This is a genomic window from Actinophytocola sp. (genome assembly GCF_009379765.1).
GTDB lineage: Bacteria > Actinomycetota > Actinomycetes > Mycobacteriales > Pseudonocardiaceae > Actinophytocola.
In genome coordinates this window covers 1-18,855 of sequence record NZ_WHTD01000167.1, presented here as the reverse complement: position 1 = coordinate 18,855, position 18,855 = coordinate 1, and the positions used below count along the sequence as shown (strand labels likewise).

17 protein-coding genes and 1 pseudogene are annotated in these 18,855 nt (G+C 69.0%); 15 read left to right on the top strand and 3 right to left on the bottom strand.

Annotated features, from left to right (window positions below; translation table 11 throughout):
* Positions 1-476 (bottom strand): annotated as a pseudogene (locus GEV28_RS34955) (hypothetical protein); the annotation flags it as partial.
* A gap of 260 nt (positions 477-736) precedes the next feature.
* Here GEV28_RS34955 and GEV28_RS34950 point away from each other — a divergent pair.
* Together GEV28_RS34950 and GEV28_RS34945 are read left to right on the top strand one after the other, a co-directional pair.
* Positions 737-1,537, top strand: a complete 801-nt coding sequence (locus GEV28_RS34950) for a TIGR03084 family metal-binding protein (RefSeq protein ID WP_291417384.1) — start codon at positions 737-739, stop codon at positions 1,535-1,537.
* A gap of 59 nt (positions 1,538-1,596) precedes the next feature.
* Positions 1,597-2,931: an FAD-dependent monooxygenase gene (locus tag GEV28_RS34945; RefSeq protein ID WP_291417381.1), complete on the top strand. Its 1,335-nt coding sequence runs from the start codon at positions 1,597-1,599 to the stop codon at positions 2,929-2,931.
* Between the two features lie 76 nt (positions 2,932-3,007).
* Here GEV28_RS34945 and GEV28_RS34940 read toward each other — a convergent pair whose 3' ends face one another.
* Entirely contained in the window at positions 3,008-4,264 is a 1,257-nt protein-coding gene (locus GEV28_RS34940) for a cytochrome P450 (protein WP_291417379.1), read from the bottom strand.
* Between the two features lie 279 nt (positions 4,265-4,543).
* Between GEV28_RS34940 and GEV28_RS34935 the strand changes: the two genes are divergently transcribed.
* Positions 4,544-5,728, top strand: a complete 1,185-nt coding sequence (locus GEV28_RS34935) for a cytochrome P450 (protein ID WP_291417377.1) — start codon at positions 4,544-4,546, stop codon at positions 5,726-5,728.
* Between the two features lie 143 nt (positions 5,729-5,871).
* Positions 5,872-7,125: an RNA polymerase sigma factor gene (locus GEV28_RS34930; RefSeq protein ID WP_291417386.1), complete on the top strand. Its 1,254-nt coding sequence runs from the start codon at positions 5,872-5,874 to the stop codon at positions 7,123-7,125.
* A gap of 12 nt (positions 7,126-7,137) precedes the next feature.
* Here GEV28_RS34930 and GEV28_RS34925 read toward each other — a convergent pair whose 3' ends face one another.
* Entirely contained in the window at positions 7,138-7,473 is a 336-nt protein-coding gene (locus GEV28_RS34925) for a YciI family protein (RefSeq protein ID WP_291417375.1), read from the bottom strand.
* 205 nt (positions 7,474-7,678) lie between these two features.
* Between GEV28_RS34925 and GEV28_RS34920 the strand changes: the two genes are divergently transcribed.
* From GEV28_RS34920 to GEV28_RS34870, 11 genes are all read left to right on the top strand, one after another.
* The gene (locus GEV28_RS34920; RefSeq protein ID WP_291417373.1) at positions 7,679-8,860 is read left to right on the top strand and encodes an acyl-CoA dehydrogenase family protein; all 1,182 of its coding nucleotides are present in this window, start codon (positions 7,679-7,681) and stop codon (positions 8,858-8,860) included.
* Between the two features lie 155 nt (positions 8,861-9,015).
* Positions 9,016-10,374: a DUF6002 family protein gene (locus GEV28_RS34915; RefSeq protein ID WP_291417371.1), complete on the top strand. Its 1,359-nt coding sequence runs from the start codon at positions 9,016-9,018 to the stop codon at positions 10,372-10,374.
* The gene (locus GEV28_RS34910) at positions 10,371-11,543 is read left to right on the top strand and encodes a GNAT family N-acetyltransferase (RefSeq protein WP_291417369.1); all 1,173 of its coding nucleotides are present in this window, start codon (positions 10,371-10,373) and stop codon (positions 11,541-11,543) included. Before GEV28_RS34915 ends, GEV28_RS34910 begins: the two co-directional genes overlap by 4 nt.
* Before the next feature lie 7 nt (positions 11,544-11,550).
* Positions 11,551-12,075 carry a hypothetical protein gene (locus GEV28_RS34905; protein WP_291417368.1) on the top strand — a complete coding sequence of 175 codons (525 nt, stop codon included), beginning with the start codon at positions 11,551-11,553 and terminating at the stop codon, positions 12,073-12,075.
* Positions 12,072-12,647 carry a thiamine pyrophosphate-dependent enzyme gene (locus GEV28_RS34900; RefSeq protein WP_291417366.1) on the top strand — a complete coding sequence of 192 codons (576 nt, stop codon included), beginning with the start codon at positions 12,072-12,074 and terminating at the stop codon, positions 12,645-12,647. Before GEV28_RS34905 ends, GEV28_RS34900 begins: the two co-directional genes overlap by 4 nt.
* The gene (locus GEV28_RS34895) at positions 12,644-13,924 is read left to right on the top strand and encodes an MFS transporter (protein ID WP_291417364.1); all 1,281 of its coding nucleotides are present in this window, start codon (positions 12,644-12,646) and stop codon (positions 13,922-13,924) included. Before GEV28_RS34900 ends, GEV28_RS34895 begins: the two co-directional genes overlap by 4 nt.
* Before the next feature lies 1 nt (position 13,925).
* Positions 13,926-14,843 (top strand): LLM class flavin-dependent oxidoreductase, encoded by a 918-nt coding sequence (locus tag GEV28_RS34890; RefSeq protein WP_291417362.1) that lies wholly within the window; start codon positions 13,926-13,928, stop codon positions 14,841-14,843.
* Positions 14,843-16,672 carry an asparagine synthase (glutamine-hydrolyzing) gene (gene asnB / locus GEV28_RS34885; RefSeq protein WP_291417360.1) on the top strand — a complete coding sequence of 610 codons (1,830 nt, stop codon included), beginning with the start codon at positions 14,843-14,845 and terminating at the stop codon, positions 16,670-16,672. The genes GEV28_RS34890 and asnB overlap by 1 nt, the downstream gene beginning before the upstream one ends.
* 139 nt (positions 16,673-16,811) lie before the next feature.
* Positions 16,812-17,228, top strand: coding sequence for an SgcJ/EcaC family oxidoreductase (locus GEV28_RS34880; protein WP_291417358.1), 417 nt, complete (start codon positions 16,812-16,814; stop codon positions 17,226-17,228).
* Positions 17,229-17,416: 188 nt separating this feature from the next.
* Complete coding sequence (locus tag GEV28_RS34875) at positions 17,417-18,001, top strand: hypothetical protein (RefSeq protein WP_291417356.1); 585 nt, start codon at positions 17,417-17,419, stop codon at positions 17,999-18,001.
* A 4-nt stretch (positions 18,002-18,005) separates the two neighbouring features.
* A partial coding sequence (locus GEV28_RS34870) for a DUF6239 family natural product biosynthesis protein (protein ID WP_291417354.1) occupies positions 18,006-18,855 on the top strand: 850 nt, incomplete at its 3' end.

Here is an 18,855-nt window from a genome sequence, read left to right as displayed (position 1 = left end):
TCGGCGAGATAGCCCCACACCAGGGAACCCACCACCGTGCCGGCGATCGCGGTGAACGGGAACATCGCGGTCTGCTGGGTGCTCATCCCGTACTCCTCCGACATCCCGGGCACCACGAACCCCAGCGTCGCCGGCTTCATCGTGTCGATCACCAGCCCGAGCGTCAGGATGGAGATCAGCGCCCAGTGCGCACGGGTCAGCCGGGCGCCGTCGATCGACCGGAACCGCGCGTCTCCCAGTAGGCCGATCCGCGCGCCGGAGGGCCGCCTCGAGGGCAGCACGGCCCAGCCCGCCATGCACACGCCGACCACGATGAGCACCATCCCCACCGTCATCTGGGCGGACATCCCCATACCGGCCATCATGACCATATCGCCGTGGCGCCCCGCCATCAGGAAGTCGGGGAAATGCAACAGGACACCCACCACGACGGTTAGGGCGCCCGCCCAGAACACGTTTCGTCTGCGGGATGACATGCCTTTGAGCGTCAAGGATTCCTCTCGACCCGGCATCTTCCAGGGTGGCATGAACAGCTCATCGAATCGGCATTCTGGAAGACGCGCCGATGCGCTCCGCCCTGGACGATGAGTCAGCGGGAACCTATCCACGCGTGGATTTGTGTCGGCTTCCACGGACCGCATGGTCAACACGTTCCTGATCGGCCTCAGCGGACCGCGAGCGAGCACATACCGAACCCGGATCTCCGGATCCGCCGCTGAGAAAGAGGACCCCTCAAGTGAACGACCTGCAGTACGTGTTCCAGGACCTCGCCGCGGAGAGCCGCGAGGTCGACAAACTGGTGGCCGATCTGGGCGAGGCCCAGTGGGACCTCCCCACCCCGGCTGTCGGGTGGACCATCGCGCACCAGATCGCGCATCTGGCCTTCATCTTCCACCTGGCCGGGACGGCGGCGGCCGATCCTGCCGAGTTCAAGGAAATGCTCCCCGCCGCGGACCAGGATCTCGCCGCCGCCGTGAACGCGAAGGTGGAGGAATACCTCGACCAGCCGGCGGAGGTGCTGGCTCGCTGGCGGGCGGAGCGTACGTTCGCGGTGGAGGCGCTGGCCGCCGTGCCGGGCAACCAGACCGTGCCGTGGTTGGTCCGGCCCCTCCCACCGGCCGTCCTGGCGTGTGCCGGGATCATGGAGCTGTTCGGGCACGGACAGGACATCGCGGACGCGCTGGAGGTGCGGCGCGAGTACACCGACAGGATCAAGCACCTGGTCGGATTCGTGGTCCTCGTCTGGGAGTTCGGCTATCAGGCGCGCGGCCTGACCCCGCCGGACGTCCAGTTCCGGTATGAGCTCACCGCCCCGTCCGGACAGGTCTGGGAGTTCGGCCCGGCCGACGCCGAGCAGCGGATCACCGGCCCGGCCGTCGACTTCTGCCTGCTGGCGACCCGCCGCCGGCACCGCGACGACCTCGCGGTGAAGGCCGTCGGCGCCGACGCCGACCGGTGGCTGGACCTCGCTCAGGCCTACCGCGGTCCGGCCGGACCGGGCCGTTTTTCCGGTCAGTTCGCTCACCTGGAGCCCTGAGGTGGTGCTCGTGATGGTTGGCGACGTGATGACAACCGGCGTCTCGACGGAGGTTCGGTATGGGCAAGAGTGATGTGGTGGGCGAGCGTGCCCTAGTGCTTGGCGGAAGCGTCGCGGGCCTGCTGGCCGCCCGGGTGCTCGCCGACGCCTACGACGAGGTCCTGGTGGTCGACCGCGATGAGCTCACCGGGGTGCGGACCGCGCGGCGCGGTGTCCCCCAAGGGCGCCATGTGCACGGGTTACTGGCGCGTGGCCAGCGGATCCTCGAGGAGCTGTTCCCGGGGTTCACCGAGCAGGCCGTCGCTGACGGCGTCCCGACGGGCGACCTCGGCGGGCTGCGCTGGTACTTCAACGGGCGGCGGCTCCGCCCGGCCGACACCGGGTTGGTCTGCGTATCGGCCACCCGGCCGGTGCTGGAGAACCACATCAGGACCCGGACCGCCGCGCTGCCCAACGTGCGGCTGCTGGAGGCGTGCGACATCCTCGGGCTGGTCACGACCCCGGACCACGGGCGGGTGACCGGGGCGCGCGTGCAGTCCCGGGACGGCGGCGAGCAGGTCCTGGAGGCAGATCTGGTCATCGACGCCACCGGTCGCGGGTCGCGGACACCGGCCTGGCTCGCGGAGCTCGGCTACGAGCGACCGGCAGAGGACCGCGTCAAGATCGATCTCAGTTACACCACCCGCCTGTACCGGCTCCGTTCGGACGAGATCCTGAACGGCGACCTGTCGATCAACCCGGTCTCGTCACCCTCGCACCCCCGTGGGGCGTTCTTCTCCAGGATCGAGGGCAACCGGTGCATCCTGTCCCTGACGGGAGTGCTGGGCGACAGTGCGCCGACCGATCCGGACGGCTTCCTCGAGTTCGTACGGTCGCTGCCCGTGCCGGACATCTATGACGTGATCCAGGATGCCGAACCGCTCAGCGATCCGGTGTCGTTCCGTTATCCGGCAAGTGTCCGACGTCGCTACGAGCGCCTGACCCGGTTCCCGGACCGGCTGCTGGTGACCGGCGACGCGGCATGCAGCTTCAACCCGGTGTACGGGCAGGGGATGACGGTGGCGGCGCTGGAGGCGGTCACCCTGCGGAGTCATCTGCGGCAGGGCGCCGCGCCGGAGCCCAGGCGCTGGCTGCGCGACATCGCGGCCGTCATCGATGTGCCGTGGGAGATCTCGGCCGGGGGCGACCTCAGCTTCCCGCAGGTCGCCGGGCAGCGTAACGCGAAGGTGCGGGTGATGAACGCCTACATGCGACGGCTGCAGGCCGCCGCGAGCCAGGACGGCGCTGTCACGAGAACGTTCATGCGGGTGGCGGGCCTGGTGGACCCACCGACCAAGCTGCTCACCCCGGGCATGGTCACGCGCGTGCTGCGCGGCTCGAGGCAAGCCGCCTGACCCGGCGAGGCGATCGACACGGCGAAGCGATCTGGGCGTGCCCAGATCGCTTCGCCGTGTGCGGTGGACATTCGGGTCAGTGCGCGCTCGTTCCCGCCGGGACCGAGGCCGAGGCGGTCAGGCGGACCGGCAGCGAGCGATGACCGTTCATGATGAACGTCGGCAGCGGCTGCAGGTCATCGGGATGGCTCGCGAGGCTCAGATCGGGGAAGCGGCTGAAGAGCGTGGACAGGCCGATCGTCGCCACCGTGCGCGCGATGCCCGCGCCGAGGCAGTAGTGCGGGCCGAAGCCGAAGGACAGGTGCTCCTTGTCGGACCGGGTGATGTCGAAGGTGCCGGCGTCGTCGCCGTGCAGGTCCGGGTCCCGCCCGATGGCGCTGTAGTTGACGAGGATCGGGTCTCCCTTCGGGATCGTCACGCCGTCCAGCTCGACGTCCTCGGCGGCGTAGCGCAGTGGCAGGTGCGCGAGTGGCGACTCGACCCGCAGCACCTCGTCGATGACGTTCTCCCACCCGACCCGACCGGAGGTGACCATGGCCAGCTGGTCGGGATGCGTGAGGAGGGCGGTGATCGCGTTGTCGAAGAAGTTGATGGTGGTCTCGGAGCCGGCGCCCAGGATCGCGAAGATGGTGTCGGTCAGCTCGTTCTCGGTCAGCCGAGTCCCGTCCTCCTGGGCGGCGATCAGGTCGCTCGTGATGTCCTCGCCCGGGTTGCGGCGCTTGGCCTCGATGTGCTCGGCCATCGCGTTCCGCCACCCCATCAGGATCGCCTGAGCCTGCTCGGGGCCGACGGTGGTGTCCACCATCAGGTCCATGACCTTGGCAGTCTCGACCCGGGCGGACTCCGACATGCCGATCAGGTCGGCCACCAGCCGCGCGGGCAGCGGGTAGGCGAACCGTTGCCGCAGGTCCACCACCTCACCGGGTTTGGCGGTGGCCTCCAGAGCATCCAGCAGCTCGTTGGTCAGCTCGACCACGAGGGGTCGGACGGCCTCGGTGCGGCGCGGGGTGAAGGCCTTCCCGACCAGCTTGCGCAGCCGGACGTGGTTCTTGCCGTACGCGGTGACCATGTTGTCCATGGCGATCCAGCTGATCATCTCCCAGTCCGGGGGGATCTCGCCGTTGATGAAGGCCGGCCAGTGGTTGCGGGCGCTCTTCGTGACCCGCGGGTCGGTCAGCACCCGCTTGATGACGCGGTAGCCGTTGAGGGACCACGCCACGACTCCGCCGGGCAGCTCCACACGCGTCGCCGGGCCTTGGGCGCGCAGCCGGTCGGCTTCCGCATGAATGTCGCGGCCGGTCGGGTCCAGCCGGAAGGGACAACGATTGTCCATGGATGACTCCCTAGATCGGTATGGGACGTGGCCGCGTCAGCGAGCCAAGGCGCCTGGCTCAGCTGGGGCCTCTTCGCGACGGTTCACCAACAATGACGGTCGCATCCGCCGCTCCGGAGACGCATCTCTGAAGGTGCTGGACGTATCGGGCCGAGGACCGCATTTCAGGAGAGGCCGCGCAGGACCGAACCGGGTGAGAATGGCCGTGGCCAGGCCGCTACCCCGACCAAGTAGTCATCGCTGTTGCGCAGCCGGAACGCAGACTTATTGGAGTTCTCGATGGACATCGACTACAACCCGTTCGACTACGAGTTCCAGGCTGATCCGTATCCTACCTATGCGCGGATGCAGGATGAGGCGCCGGTATATTACAGCGAGGAGTTCGATCTATTCGCCTTGACGCGGCACGCGGACGTCGGCGCCGCGCTGCGGGACAGCGACCGGCTGTCCAACTCGCATGGGCCGCTGCTCGAGCGGGACTTCTGGAAGCCAGACGCGGCAAAGATGCACTCCATGGTCGCGATGGACCCGCCCGAGCACACGCAGTTCCGCGCGCTCGTGTCGGACAGCTTCACGCCGCGGAAGGTCGCGGCGCTGGAGCCGCGCATCCGGCAGTTGGCGCGCCGCAACGTGGAGGCGGCGGTCGAGCGTGGCAAGTTCGACTTCGTCGTCGACCTCTCCAAAACGATTCCGATGGCCACGATCTCCATGGTGGTCGGGGTGCCGGAGGCCGACCAGGAACTGGCGCAACGCCTGCTCGACGGCACGGTCCACCGTGAGGACGGAGCCGTCGACATCTCGCCCAAGGAGATGAAGGCATTCTACGACCTGACCGAGTACTACGTTGGCCTGGTCGCCGAGAAACGCCGCGTGCAGAGCGATGACCTGCTGTCCTCCCTCGTCAGCTCGGAGGTCGACGGGCGAGGCCTGACCGACCACGAGATCGTGGCCTTTCTCCACCTGTTGGGCGGGGCCAGCACCCAGACCACGATCGACCTCATCTCCAACGCCTGGTACTGGGCGTGGCGGAACCCGGAGCAGCGCAAGGTCGCCATGGCGGGCGGCATCCGCGGCTGGGTGGAGGAGACTCTGCGGTACGACTCGGCCGTTCAGATGGTGAACCGCCACGTGAACGAAGACATCGTGCTGCACGACGTCACCATTCCCCAGGGCGCCCAGCTCGTGCTCCTGCTCGGCGCGGCCAACCGGGACGGGAGGGTCTTCCCCGAACCCCACAAATACGACGTGAGCCGCGACGCGACCGGGGTGCTCAGCTTCAGCAAGGGACCGCACACGTGCCTGGGCAACCTGCTTGGTCGCCTGCAGGCGAGGATCGTGCTGGAGGAGCTCGCCGCCCGCGTCGCCGACTACGACATCGATGCTGCGCAGTTGAAGCGCGTGCACCGGGCCACTGTTCGCGGGTTCACCACCATGACCACGGAGGTCACCCCCATCAGGAGCTGATTCGACTACGGAGAGCGAGCGGCCCGACGCACCGCGGGCCGCTCGCCTCGGCACGTCGTGCTGTTCCGTTGTCGCCGGGTTACAAGGTGCTACCTTCGTGCTATGACCCGCATCTCGACTCCGCGCAGGCCGGTCTGGTCACGGTGAACCAGGAGGAGGTCGCCGGCGCCGTGGCCGCGGCGTTCCGGCAGGAGTGGGGTCCGATCGTCGCGACGCTGATCCGCGTCACCGGCGATTGGGACTTGGCCGAAGAGTGCGCTCAGGACGCCTTCACGATGGCCCTCGACCGGTGGCGGCAGCACGGTATCCCGGACCGGCCCGGTGCCTGGTTGACCACCACGGCGCGCAACCGCGGCATCGACCGGCTGCGTCGTGACGCGGTGGGTGCCGCCAAGCTGCGGGAGATGGCCGTCACGCGGCACGAGGAGAGCCCGCCGGACGACGCGGCGGCCGTCAGCGGCGTCCGGGACGACCAGTTGCGGCTGATGTTCACCTGCTGCCACCCGGCCCTGTCGCTGGAGGCGCGGGTGGCGCTGACGCTGCGCACCCTGGCCGGACTGAGCACGGCGGAGATCGCCCGCGTGTTTCTGGTGCCGGAGACGACCATGGCCAAGCGGCTGGTGCGGGCCAAGCAGAAGATCCGCAATGCGGGCATCCCGTACCGGGTGCCGCCGACGCACCTGCTGCCCGAGCGGCTGACCGCGGTCCTGGGCGTGCTCTACCTGCTGTTCACCGAGGGCTACAGCGCTACGGCGGGTGAGGACTTCCTGCGGCCGGACCTGAGCGGCGAAGCCATCCGGCTGACCCGGGTCCTGGTGGAGCTGATGCCCGACGAACCCGAGGTGCGCGGGAATCTCGCCCTGATGCTCTTGCACGACGCTCGCCGCAGCAGCCGCGTCGACGACGCGGGAGACCTGGTGACCCTTGAGCACCAGGACCGAAGCCAGTGGGACAAGGCCGAGATCGCCGAGGGCGTCGAGCAGTTGGAGCTGGCGTTGCGGCACGGACGGATCGCTCCGTACCAGCTCCAAGCGGCCGTCGCGGCATGCCACGCCACCGCTCGTGACTCGGCCGACACGGACTGGAAACACATCGCCGAGCTGTACGAGCAGCTGACGCGGCTGGTTCCGTCGCCGGTGGTGGAACTGAACCGGGCGGTGGCGGTCGGGATGGCCGAGGGGCCCGCGGCGGGCCTGGCGCTGGTCGAGGCGCTGGCGGAGTCGGGCGAACTGGACGGATACCATCTGCTCCCCGCGACCCGGGCCGACCTGCTGCGCCGCCTGAACCGCAACGCGGATGCCGTCGAGGCCTACCAGGAGGCGATCAAGCTCGCCGGCACCGACACCGAACGCCGCTACCTGGACCGGCGGCTCGCGGAGATCATGTCGAGGACCTGAGGGCGGCCGGCGCTACTCCCAGAGCGGCCTGATCTCGATCGACCCCTGCTTCGCCACCGGATGTTTGGCGGCGACCTCGATGGCCTCGTCGAGATCGGCACACTCGATCAGGGTGAATCCGCCGATCTGGTCTCTGGTCTCCGCGAAGGGCCCATCCACGACGAGCACGTCATCGCCGCGTACCCGTACCGTGGTGGCCTCGCTGGGCGGCCGCAGGCCGGCCTCGCTGTGCAGCATGCCCTTGGCCTTCAACTCGTCGTTCCAGCCCTCGCAGCCAGACGCTTTGGGGCGCCCGACCGAGTCCAGGAGGTCGACCTCGGCGCCACAGATTATCAGCACGTACTTCATGACTCTCCTCGTCGACTCGGCCGCCACGAATCTAACATCGGCCGACGCCGGGCGTAACCGGACCGTGCTCGTCCGCCTCGAGAAGTAGGCAAACCAGAAGATGAAGGCGCCAGGAGCCGGTGCGACGGTTGACAGGTGAGCATCGGCTACGGCTGTTGACCGGCCGCATGTCGCAAGGTCTCTCCTACATATTTCCAGGGAGGAAATGGTCGTGACCACCGTTCCGGCGCGGGACCAACTTGTTCGTCGCGCATCCGATCTGGTACCAGCTCTTCAGAAAAGGGCGTCGTGGGCCGAGGAAAACCGGCGAATCCACGACGAGTCGATCGAGGCCCTGGCCGAAGCCGGCATCTTCAAGATGCGGGTACCTGCCCGATACGGCGGATACGAGTCCGATACCCGCACCCTGGTGGACGTGGCGACCGAGCTCGCCCGCGCGGACGGATCCACCGCGTGGACAGCGTCGGTGTACTGGATCCCGACGTGGATGACCGGTCTGTTCCCGGACGAGGTCCAGGATGCCGTCTTCTCGACCCCGGACGTACGGGTGTGCGGGACGTTGAGCCCGGGCGGCATGGCCGTCCCGGCGAACGGCGGCGTCGTGGTCAACGGCAAGTGGGGCTTCATCAGCGGCGCGCCGCACAGTCACTGGCAGGAGATCATCGCCATCCTCGCCGGGCCGGAGGGCGAACCGGCGCCGATCATGGCGTTGGTCCCGATGTCGGACCTGACGGTCGTCGACGACTGGTACACGTCCGGCCTCAGCGGCAGCGGCAGCGTCACCACGATCGCCCAGGACCTCTTCATCCCGCAGGAGCGCGTACTGCCGCTGGGCGCGGTACTCGAGGCGCAGGGCGCCTCGACGCTCAACGCCGACTCGCCGATGTACCGGCCCCCCTTGCTGCCGGTCGCCTCCGCGTCCTCGGTGGGCACCGCGATCGGACTGGCCAAGGCCGCCAAGGACACATTCCTCGAGCGGCTCCCCAACCGCAAGATCACCTACACGTCCTACGAGCAGCAGGCTGCTGCCCCACTGACCCACCACCAGGTCGCCGACGCGTCCTTGAAGATCGACGAGGCGCAGTTCCACGCCCATCGTCTCGCGTCGACGGTCGACACCAAGGCCGCCGAGGGCACGCCGTGGAAGCTGGAGGAGCGGGTCCTGGCCCGCGCCGACCTGGGCGCCGCATGCCGGCTGGCCAAGGACGCGGTCGACATCCTCAACGCGGCGAGCGGTGGGTCGTCGATCTACCGGGACGTGCCGATCCAACGAATCGCCCGCGACATCCAGGCCATCAACCTGCACGCTCTGATGAACCCGAACACGAACGCCGAACTGTACGGGCGAATTCTCTGCGGACAGGAGCCCAACACCCTCTACATCTGATCCCGCACGACGGTAGGGCGGTGGTGAGGTGCCGCGGCGGCTCCGCGATCCGCGGCGTCCGGGTCGATATCTCCCGAGCAACTCGGGAGATGTCCGGAGTCCGCAGGTGAACGAATAATCCTCAAGTAGTCCGATTCGGAGCCGAAGGGCAGAGCATGACTGTTTCGTGGGGTCAGCGGACCGTCAACGCTGTCGAGTTCTACGACGAGTTGCGACGTGCGACGGCCGTCATCGGCACATCACATGCCGCCGGTGCGGATTTCGAGCCCGAGTTCGATCTGCCGGAGTTGACCCCCGAACTGACCGATTTCTTCTCAGTCGCGAATCTGCGGTTCGCCGACCTGGGTACGGCGGGACGGTCCCGGCTCGCGCTCCTCGATCTCACCGGCAACCCGGGAACGCGTACGGTCAAGACACTGGCCTCGCTCGTCATCGTGGCTCGCGCCGTACGCCACATCAACCGGACCGGCGAGCGGGTGATGATCCTGACTCCCTCGTCAGCGAACAAGGCGACCGCACTCCGCGACGCGGTGCTCCGCGCCTACCGTGCCGGACTCGTCGACCCGGGCCAACTCCAGGTCGTGACGATCGTTCCCGACGTGGCCCGCCCGAAGCTGTGGTCCTCCGCGCTGGACCAGGACGGCGAGCTGGCCGCGCTCAACCCGATGTGCGTACTCGACAGGGCACAGCCTGCCCACGTCAAGGAGATCGCCAAGGACGCTCTCCGGGCCTGCGCCAAGGAGCTCTTCCTCACCACGGGCGTACGACTGTGGCACACGATGGACATAGCGAACTATCAGTGCGCCGACACGGTCCGCGCCTTCGCCGAGCACACGATCGCGCCGCCGGCCCACGGCACCACCAGGACCCACGCACACTCGGTGTCAAGTGCCTTCGGTCTGCTCGGCCATCACTTCGGGACGACATTGCTACCGGGCACCGCGGCCCGGCCGCAGTACTTCCTCGTACAGCACCTGGCAACCGCCGACATGGTGCTCAGCCTCCACGAGATGGACCCGCCGGTGTACCGCGCCGACCCGGAGTCCGGTCTGTACCACCAGGATGCCACCCCAAGGTATCCGCGCACGACGTTCGATCCCGCCGAGGACCTCGAGTCGACCTTCTACACGCGGTCTCCCGCCACGTCACCGGCCATGAACCGGATCATTCGGACTCAGGGCGGCGGTGGCATCGTCGTCTCCCTGCACGAGTGTCTGACGCGCTACGCCCAGATCCGGGTGCTGCTGGCCAACGCCGGGGTCACCCTGCCGGCCGATCCGCGGGCGCTGCGCGAGTGGTCACTCGTGATGGCGATGACCGGCGTTCTCAACGGCATCGACCGAGGGCTGCTCGACACCGACGAGGTCATCGTCCACGGGTCCGGCTCATACGACGCGACGGAGTTCGCGCCGATCCCGCACCGCTCGCTGTGCGCGGTCGCCGACGCCACCGATCTCCAGCGAATCATCGCCGAGGCCGCAATGCCGGCTTCCGCCGTCGCGGACGCCGCATGACCTCCCGCATATCCCCCACTCTCGCCCAGGTCCGATACCACTGGACGAACGGGACGGGCGCGTGGGCGACCGGCCGCCGGCTGTGGGCGAGCCTGCCAGGACGCCGGTTCTCATCCGTACGGTCGACCGGTGCCGACCGAGCGCTGACCATCGAGTACCAAGGCTTCCCGGAGGGCCCGACCTACGCTCTGTCGTACCTGGCCGAGCAGCAGGCGGCACTGTGCGGGCCACCATCCACAGTGGATGGCCCGCCGGTCACGTGGCGTAGGATGCGCGGTGGCCTCAGCGCTCCCGACGCCGACCTCGTCCTTCTCGGCTGCGCACGACGCAGGGCATTCGCCCTGCCCACGGCGCATGCGGTGGTGCTGCCGTTCAATGTGCACATGGTGCTGGACATCACCGGGGACGCACAGGCCATGTACCGGACGGTGTCCACCAACGAACGGCGCCAGTTCACGAAGCTCCGCCGCACCCACCAGTGGACGGCCGAGGTCGGCGACAGCGAAGCCGACCTGGAGTTCTTCTACGAGCGGATGCACCTGCCCACGATGGCGGTTCGGCACGGCGAGGGAGCACGCAGCGCCGACTGGAAGGTCGCGTTGCACGCGTTGTTCCACAAGGGACTACTCCTCTTCGTCAACGAGAGCGACAAACGGGTTGCCGGTGTCCTGTGCAGGCTGGAGGACGGACACCAGACCTTGCGGATGCGACTGCTCGGTGTGCTGGACGGGGACGAGACGCACTATCGAAGTGGTGCGGTGAAGGCCGTGTACTACCTGGCCATGGAATGGGCCGCCGGCAACGGAGTGCGGCGGATCGACTTCTCCAGCGCGGATCCGTTCCCTGGTAAGGGAGTCTTCCAGTTCAAGCGGCGCTTCCACCCCGCGGTCGTCCTGGCCGGGAACCACTACGGTGGACGGCGGGTGTACCTTCGGGCGGCCAGGGACACGCCGCTGATCCGCGATCTGCTGGTCGCCACCCCAATGCTCACCGTCGACAAGTCCGACCAGCTGGTCACGACGCACTTCTTCGACGGCACCCGGCCGGCCAGGACGGACATCCGTTGCGACGGTCCAGGGGTGCACGGTGCACGCACGGTCGACCTGGACGAGTTCCTGTCCGGTCTGCCGGTCGTCGAGGACCGGGCCGATGTCAATGCCGAGAGGTGATCGACCGATGACCGCAGTACACCATGGCGCGACCGTGGACATCGCGCGGCAGCTCTGCGACGACCTGGTGGTCGCCGGCTTCGGCCCGTTCCTCGGGACGCCGTGTGGGATCCTGGCGCCGCTCTACCGTGAGCTCCAGGAGCGGGCCGAACTGCTCACGGTGGCCAGGGAGGACAACGCCGTCGGAGTGGCCGCGGGAGCCGCACTGGTCGGACGGTTCCCGGTGGTGCTCATGCAAAACTCAGGGCTCGGTCAGTCCGTCAACGCGCTCGCCTCGCTCGTCGAACCGTACCGGCTCGGCATGCTGCTGATCGTCAGCCTCCGCGGGGTCGATCCGGACCCGACGCAGGAGAATCGGGCAATGGGCAGGCTCACCGCGGGCCTGCTCGACGGCCTTGGGATCGCGGCGCGCACCCTCGACCGGGACCAGGGATTCGCGAGCTCGGTCACCTGGGCCGCGGACACGGTTCAGCTCGAAGGCAGATCGGCCGCACTCCTGGTGCCACCGCCGGTCTTCGGCTGGTGTGCATGAACAAGAACGACGCGGTCCACGCGATCATCGAGGTGGCCGCGGAACGGCCGATCGTGTTCACCACCGGCCACGCGTGCCGGATCGCCAGAGCGATCGCCGACCGACCGAACCACTTCTACATGACCGGCTCCATGGGCCTGGCATCCTCGATCGGGCTCGGGATCGCCCGGCAGAGCGGACTGGCCACCGTTGTGGTCGACGGCGACGGTGCCGTGTTGATGAATCCGGTCGGCCTGATCATCGCCGGCGGCCACCGTTCCCTGCCGCTGGTCCACGTGGTGCTCGACGACGGCCGATACGCGTCGACAGGAGGCCAGGCAGTGCCGTCCCGGCCGGACCTGGGCGCACTCGCGCGGGCATGTGGTTATCCCCGCACCCACGAGGCCGACACCGCCGACGATCTGACGGAGCTGTTGCGCGGCGCGCTGGCCAACTGCTCGGCACCGACATTCATCAGATGTACGTTGTCCGGGCCGGAGCTTCCGGTTCCCACGCGGGTCGACGTCGACCTCGGCGACCACGCGGCCCGGTTCAGCACCGCGATAAGAACCCTCGCGAGGGGGTGGGGGTGACCGACATCAAGGGAGTGCCGGGAGGGCTGCGGCGGCCGGCCTACCTGACCATGGCCTGGTGGCGTCGGCCGGTCGGCACGATCTACCTGGCGTCGCTGGTTCTCTCGTTCGGCAAGGGCGCCTGGTTCACGTGCTGTGCGCTGTTCTTCATCCGGTCGGTCGGGCTCTCACCCGCCGAGTTCGGCATCGGCATCACCACCGCGGGGTTGGTCGGCATGTTCGCGGGCGGGCCGTTCGGTTACCTGGCTGACCGGCTCGGCACTCGCGAGGTCCTGATCGCGCTCCAGGCCGTCGAGGGCGTCGCCGTCCTCTGTTATCTCTTCGTGAGCGACTTCTGGACGGTAGTGGCCGTGACGTGCGTGATGGTGGCGGCAGAACGGTCGGTCCCCGGTATTCGCATCGCGGTGATCTCCGGCCTGTGCAACGACGAGGAGCGCCTCGACGCCATCTCGACCACCCGCGTGATGACTCAGGCGGGGATCGTGGTGGGTGCGGCTTTCGGTGCCGTGGTGCTGACGATCGACAGCCGTGCGGCCTACCTCGCGCTGATCGTGTTCTGCGGCGCGGTGAATCTCGGCTGCGCGGGAATGCTGCGGCTGGTGCCACACGTGCCGTCGTTGCGCGATCGCATGATCAAACGCAACATGCTGGTGCTGCGGGACCGACCGTACCTGCTGCTCACCCTGCTGAACGGCTTGCTGGCGCTGTGCTGGGGAATGCTCACCTCCGGGGTACCGCTGTGGATCGCGCAGCACACCGGCTCGGCGTCCTGGATCATGGGTGTGCTCATCGGCTTCAACGCGGTGACGATCGTCCTGTTCCAGAACCGGGTGACCAGGGCGGGTGCGACCGTCCGCGGCGCCACGCGGCTCGCCCTGTGGTCGGGAGTCCTGCTCGCCGCCTCTTGTTTCGTCTTCGCGACCAGCTACCACCGCGCGGGCGTCACGGTGCTCGTCGTACTGGTCATCGCGGCCGCGGTCCACGTCGTCGGTGAGCTCTTTTTCATGGGCAGCGGTTTCGGCCTGTCGGTCGGCCTGACCCCGCACGACGCGCACGGGGAGTACCAGGGCATGTTCAACACCGGTCAGGCGGCCGCATTGGCGGTCGCGCCGGGCGTCATGACGCTCCTGCTGGTCGAGTGGGGCGTCACTGGCTGGTTCGTGCTCGCCGGCGTGTTCCTGGTCGCTGGGATGGGAACGGTCCTGGCCGGCGGATATGCGTTGCGCAAGCAGTCGGTCGGCGTCGGGAAGCCGGCCGGCCAGGTGCTGGAGGTGTGAGATGGGTACCGCAGCACGGCTCGGGGCATTGCTGCTGCCGGAGCACCCGGGGCGCAGCGTTCTCGACGTGTGGCGCCGGGCCGAGGATCTCGGTTTCGACCACGCCTGGGTCCCCGACCACCTGACGTGGCGAACGCCGCGCGAACGGCCGTGGTTCGACGCGATGACGACCCTGACGGCGGCCGCGGCCGCCACGAGCCGGATCGCGCTGGGCACCCTGGTCGCATCGCCGAACTTCCGACACCCGGTGCTCATGGCCAAACAGGCGATGGCGGTCGACCAGCTGAGCGAAGGCCGGTTCGTGCTCGGCATCGGTGCCGGGGCGCACGACCTGGACAACACCGCCCTCGGCGGTCCCGTGCCGTCACGCCCGGAGCGTGGCGAGCGGTTCGCGGAGTTCGTGACCCTGGTGGACCGGTTGCTCCGCCACCCGGCGACGACCTTCGCCGGTCGGTACTACACGGCGGAGGACGTGTGGCTCTCGCCCGGATGCGTCCAGCGGCCCCGGACGCCACTCGCCGTGGCCGCCGCGGGTCCTCGTGGCATGCGCCTCGCCGCGGACCTCGGTGACATCTGGGTCACCACCGGCGACTCGGCACGACCGGAATGGCGGACCGAGGATGCCGCCTTCCGGACGTGGCGGCGCCAGCTCGTGGGTGTCGACGCGGCCTGTGCACGGGTGGCCCGACCGCCGGACCGGCTGCGCAGGCTCGTGAACCTCAGCCGGGTGGTGTCCGACCCGTTCGACTCGCCGGAGCGGCTCGCCGACGTCGTCGGCCGCTGTGCCGAGGTCGGGTTCACCGATGTGGTGGTGCCGTGGCCTCGCGACGACGGAATCTTCGCCGGCGACCAGCGGGCATTCGAGAAGGCCGTGCTGCCGATGACAACCGGCGCACCCGACGCGAAGGCGAGTAACTGATGTGCGGCTTCGTCGGATGGCTCGACTACTCCAGGGACCTTCGCGGGGAGCAGGGCCTCCTCGACGTCATGACCGACACCATGCGCGAGCGAGGGCCCGACGATCGGGGCACCTGGCTCGGCACGCACGCCGCCCTCGGCCACCGACGGCTCGCCGTCATCGACGTGGCCGGTGGCGCGCAACCGATGCTGACCGAGGTGGGACCCGAGCGCCGTCCGGTGGTGCTCGCCTACGCGGGCGAGATCTACAACTTCCGTGAGCTGCGCGGCGAGCTCGGTCGGCTGGGGCATCGGTTCCGCACCTCGTCGGACACCGAGGTCCTGCTCCGCGCCTACGTCGAATGGGCCGCGGGGTGCGTCGAGCGGCTCAACGGGATGTTCGCGTTCGCGGTGTGGGACTCGGTGCGCGACGTGCTGGTGCTCGCCCGCGACCGGCTCGGCGTCAAGCCGCTGTACTACGCGCCGCAACCGTTCGGGGTGCTGTTCGCCTCCGAACCCAAGGGGATCCTGGCCCATCCGGACTTCCGGCCGGCCGTCTCCGCGGAGGCCCTGACGATCCTGCTCAACCCCCGGCTCGCGGTGCCCGGCGAGACGCCTGTCGACGGCCTGCGTGAGGTCAAGCCCGGCCACGTGGTCACCATCGACCGGCGCGGCAGCCACGAGCATCCGTACTGGCGGCTGGTGAGCCACGAGCACACCGACGATCTCGAGACGACGGTGCGGACGGTCCGTGAGCTGCTGGTCGACATCGTCGACCGGCAACTGGTGGCAGATGTGCCGCGAGCCACGATGCTCTCGGGCGGCCTGGACTCCAGCACGGTGACGGCACTTGCCGCGCGTGCCCTCGACCGGTCCGGCGAAGGCCCGCTGTCGTCTTTCTCGGTGCGGTTCGACGGGGAGGAGGCCGACTTCCGCCCCACGACGCTGCGACCGGAGCGGGACGCCCCGTACGCGGCGCTCGCGGCCAAGCACATCGGCACCGAGCACGTCGACGTCGTCCTGGACGCCGAGGCGGTCGAGCGGGCCATCCCGCTCACTCGGCGAGCTCGGGACCTGCCCAGCCTTGGGCAGTTCGACTCCTCGATGTACCTGATGTTCGCCGCGCTGCGCGAGCGTTCCACGGTCGCGCTCTCCGGTGAGGCGGCGGACGAGGTCTTCGGCGGATACCCGTGGTTCCACGACCCGAAGACCGTGTGGCGGGACCGCTTTCCGTGGATGGGTGACGCGCCTCGCCTCGCTGACTGCCTCGCCCCGGACCTACGCACGGCTCTTCGACCCGCGGAGTTCGAGCAAGACCGCTACGGCTCCCTCCGCAACCAGGTGCCCCGGCTGACCGGGGAGGACGAGCAGAACGCGCGGATGCGCGAGGTGCTGTTCTTCAGCCTGCACGGCCCGCTGGCGATGCTGCTCGACCGCAAGGATCGGATGAGCATGGCTGTCGGCCTCGAGGTCCGCGTGCCGTTCTGCGACCACCGGCTGCTCGAGTACGTGTGGAACGTGCCGTGGTCGATGAAGGTCGCCGACGGTCGGGAGAAGAGCCTGCTGCGGATGGCCGCCGCGGACCTGCTGCCGGAGGAGATCCTCACCCGGCCGAAGTCCGGGTATCCGGCGATGCACGCCCCCGCGCATGAGGCGGCGGTTCGCGGGGCGGTGCTCGGCCTGCTCGACGACCCGTCATCGCCGATGTCCGGGCTGCTCGACCACCGGCGCGTGCGGGAACTGGCCGATGGTTACGGCCCGACGATGACCCACGTCAGCACGGCGCACCTCCTGATTCCGCTGCTCGAGGTGGACATCTGGATGCGCGAACATAAGTTGACGATCAGTTAGAGGGCGCGCAAGCCGACAGGGGGTGAATCCGACAGTACGAAAGATGCCACGAGTAACCGTTGCAACCACACTGACTTGATCCGCGAGATCCGTTTCGCCTGATGAGCGACGTCTCGTTTCGCCGAGAAAGAGAGTGCCGATGACGACCATCGACCGTTCCGCCGACCAGGCCGCGATCACCTCCGTTCTCCACCGAATCACCGAAGCGTGGGCAGCGCACGATGGGGATGCCTTCGCCCGCGTCTTCACGGAGAACGGCACCATGATCCTGCCTGGCGTCTTCCGCAAGGGACAAGCCGACATCCGTGCCTTCATGACCCAGGCGTTCGCGGGCCCCTACCAGGGCACTCAGGTGACCGGGCAGCCCATCGACCTGGAGGTCCACGGAAACACCGCGGTGGTCATCAGCAAGGGCGGGGTGCTGGCGCCCGGGGAGACCGAGGTGTCCGAGGCACGAGCGATTCGCGCCACCTGGGTGGTCGTCAAGGACGACGGAGAATGGCGCCTGACCGCGTATCAGAACAGCCCGGTGCACGCCCCGGGCGACGCCGCGTGACGTGATCCGTCGCGGGAACAGGAGCGCGGCCCCCACCGCACCCGCCGTGGGGGCCGCGCATCACCGAAGATGCGGCCGAACCCGTTGACAACGCACGATTTCCGTACACATCACCCCGACCAGGCGTTGTGCCGGCACAACGCGCGATCTCGCTTCGGGCGAGGCCCCTTCGACGAGTGGAGCAACCAGTGACCACTGCGGTTGACGAGAAGCGCTGGCTCGGCCAGGGCGGCCTGCTGAACACCCGGCACCACAAGGCCGCGCTCATGGTGTTCACGATCGTGGTGGTCGCCCACTGGGTCGAACACCTCGCGCAGGCGGCCCAGATCTACCTGTTGGGCTGGCCGCGGCCGGCGGCGGGCGGCGCGCTCGGCCTGGCCTTCCCGTGGCTGGCCAAGTCGGAATGGCTGCACTACGGCTTCGCCGTCGTGATGCTGGTGTCGTTCGTAGCGCTGCGGCACGGGTTCACCGGCCGGTCCCGGACGTGGTGGAACGTGGCGATGTGGATCCAGGTGTGGCACCACTTCGAGCATCTGCTCCTGCTGCTGCAGGCGATCACCGGCGCCAACCTGATGGGCAAGCCCGTGCCGACCAGCATCGCCCAGCTCCTCTTCGCCCGGGTCGAGCTGCACCTGTTCTACAACGCGGTCGTCTTCGTCCCGATGGTGGTGGCGATGGTCTACCACCTGCGGCCGCGGCCGGACGAGGTCGCGGAGATGACCTGTTCGTGCCGGCCGGCCCGGGTCCGAGCAACCGCCACCGCGAACGCCTGAGCCCGTGGTCGCCCTGGCGGCGGGCGGCGGGCACGACCACGTCCTGACCGTCGGGCTCAGCATCGGGCCGCTCGTGCTGCGGGTCGCCCTGTTCGTCGCGGTCCCGACGGTGGCGGGTTTCGCCCTGCTGCGCGGTTTCCTGCCCGAGCCGGACCGGCGGACGACGTTCTGGGTGGTCATCGCCGCAGCCGCCGCGGCCGCGCTGGAGCTGCTGCTCTCCGGCGGGCTGGCGCTGCCGGAACAGACGGTGCCGGCGTTGCTCGCGGCGCTCGCCGTGCCGATGTACGTGATCCGGTCACGCGACCGCCGGTTCGCGCCGACCGTGGCCCGGCTGCACGCGGCGGCGCCGTGGGTGTTCGGCCTGTGCACGCTGCTCGCGGTGCTGGCGTTCGGCCGGGCCTGGCTCGATGGCGGGACCGCCGCGGCGACCGCGACCGACCTGCACACCGGGGTGGTGCTCGCCCTGGTCGGCCTGGCGTGGTTCACGGTCAGCCGCCCGCGCCGGCGAGGGACGCTGGTGGGCGTCCGGGTCGGCGCCGCCCTGGTGGCGATGGCCATGGTCGCCGGGACCGCGCGGGCGATCGTGCTACGGCCGGCGGAGCCGGTGCCGGGCGTCGCCACGGCCGGCCAGGTGGACATCGGGGCCGGCACGGTCGAGGTGACGATCGTGCCGAACCTGCCCGGCTGGAACCTCGTGCACGTCCAGGCAGACGGGGCGCGGGTCGGCGTGGACCGCGACGAGCTGGCCGATGCGCGCCCGCGAGCCGGGACCACCGGCGGCTGGGCCGCGGTGCGGCTGCCCGCCGGGCGCGGCGAGGTGTGGGTGGGCCACCGCGGCGGGCTCGGCAGCCTGG

What these genes read in the sequence shown, in the direction of transcription:
- GEV28_RS34910 (WP_291417369.1), top strand. Translation starts at nt 10,371, where the DNA reads ATGACCTCCCGCATATCCCCCACTCTCGCCCAGGTCCGATACCACTGG.
- GEV28_RS34935 (WP_291417377.1), top strand. Translation starts at nt 4,544, where the DNA reads ATGGACATCGACTACAACCCGTTCGACTACGAGTTCCAGGCTGATCCG.
- GEV28_RS34900 (WP_291417366.1), top strand. Translation starts at nt 12,072, where the DNA reads ATGAACAAGAACGACGCGGTCCACGCGATCATCGAGGTGGCCGCGGAA.
- GEV28_RS34920 (WP_291417373.1), top strand. Translation starts at nt 7,679, where the DNA reads ATGGTCGTGACCACCGTTCCGGCGCGGGACCAACTTGTTCGTCGCGCA.
- GEV28_RS34890 (WP_291417362.1), top strand. Translation starts at nt 13,926, where the DNA reads ATGGGTACCGCAGCACGGCTCGGGGCATTGCTGCTGCCGGAGCACCCG.
- GEV28_RS34940 (WP_291417379.1), bottom strand. Translation starts at nt 4,264, where the DNA reads ATGGACAATCGTTGTCCCTTCCGGCTGGACCCGACCGGCCGCGACATT.
- GEV28_RS34905 (WP_291417368.1), top strand. Translation starts at nt 11,551, where the DNA reads ATGACCGCAGTACACCATGGCGCGACCGTGGACATCGCGCGGCAGCTC.
- GEV28_RS34945 (WP_291417381.1), top strand. Translation starts at nt 1,597, where the DNA reads ATGGGCAAGAGTGATGTGGTGGGCGAGCGTGCCCTAGTGCTTGGCGGA.
- GEV28_RS34880 (WP_291417358.1), top strand. Translation starts at nt 16,812, where the DNA reads ATGACGACCATCGACCGTTCCGCCGACCAGGCCGCGATCACCTCCGTT.
- asnB (WP_291417360.1), top strand. Translation starts at nt 14,843, where the DNA reads ATGTGCGGCTTCGTCGGATGGCTCGACTACTCCAGGGACCTTCGCGGG.
- GEV28_RS34915 (WP_291417371.1), top strand. Translation starts at nt 9,016, where the DNA reads ATGACTGTTTCGTGGGGTCAGCGGACCGTCAACGCTGTCGAGTTCTAC.
- GEV28_RS34925 (WP_291417375.1), bottom strand. Translation starts at nt 7,473, where the DNA reads ATGAAGTACGTGCTGATAATCTGTGGCGCCGAGGTCGACCTCCTGGAC.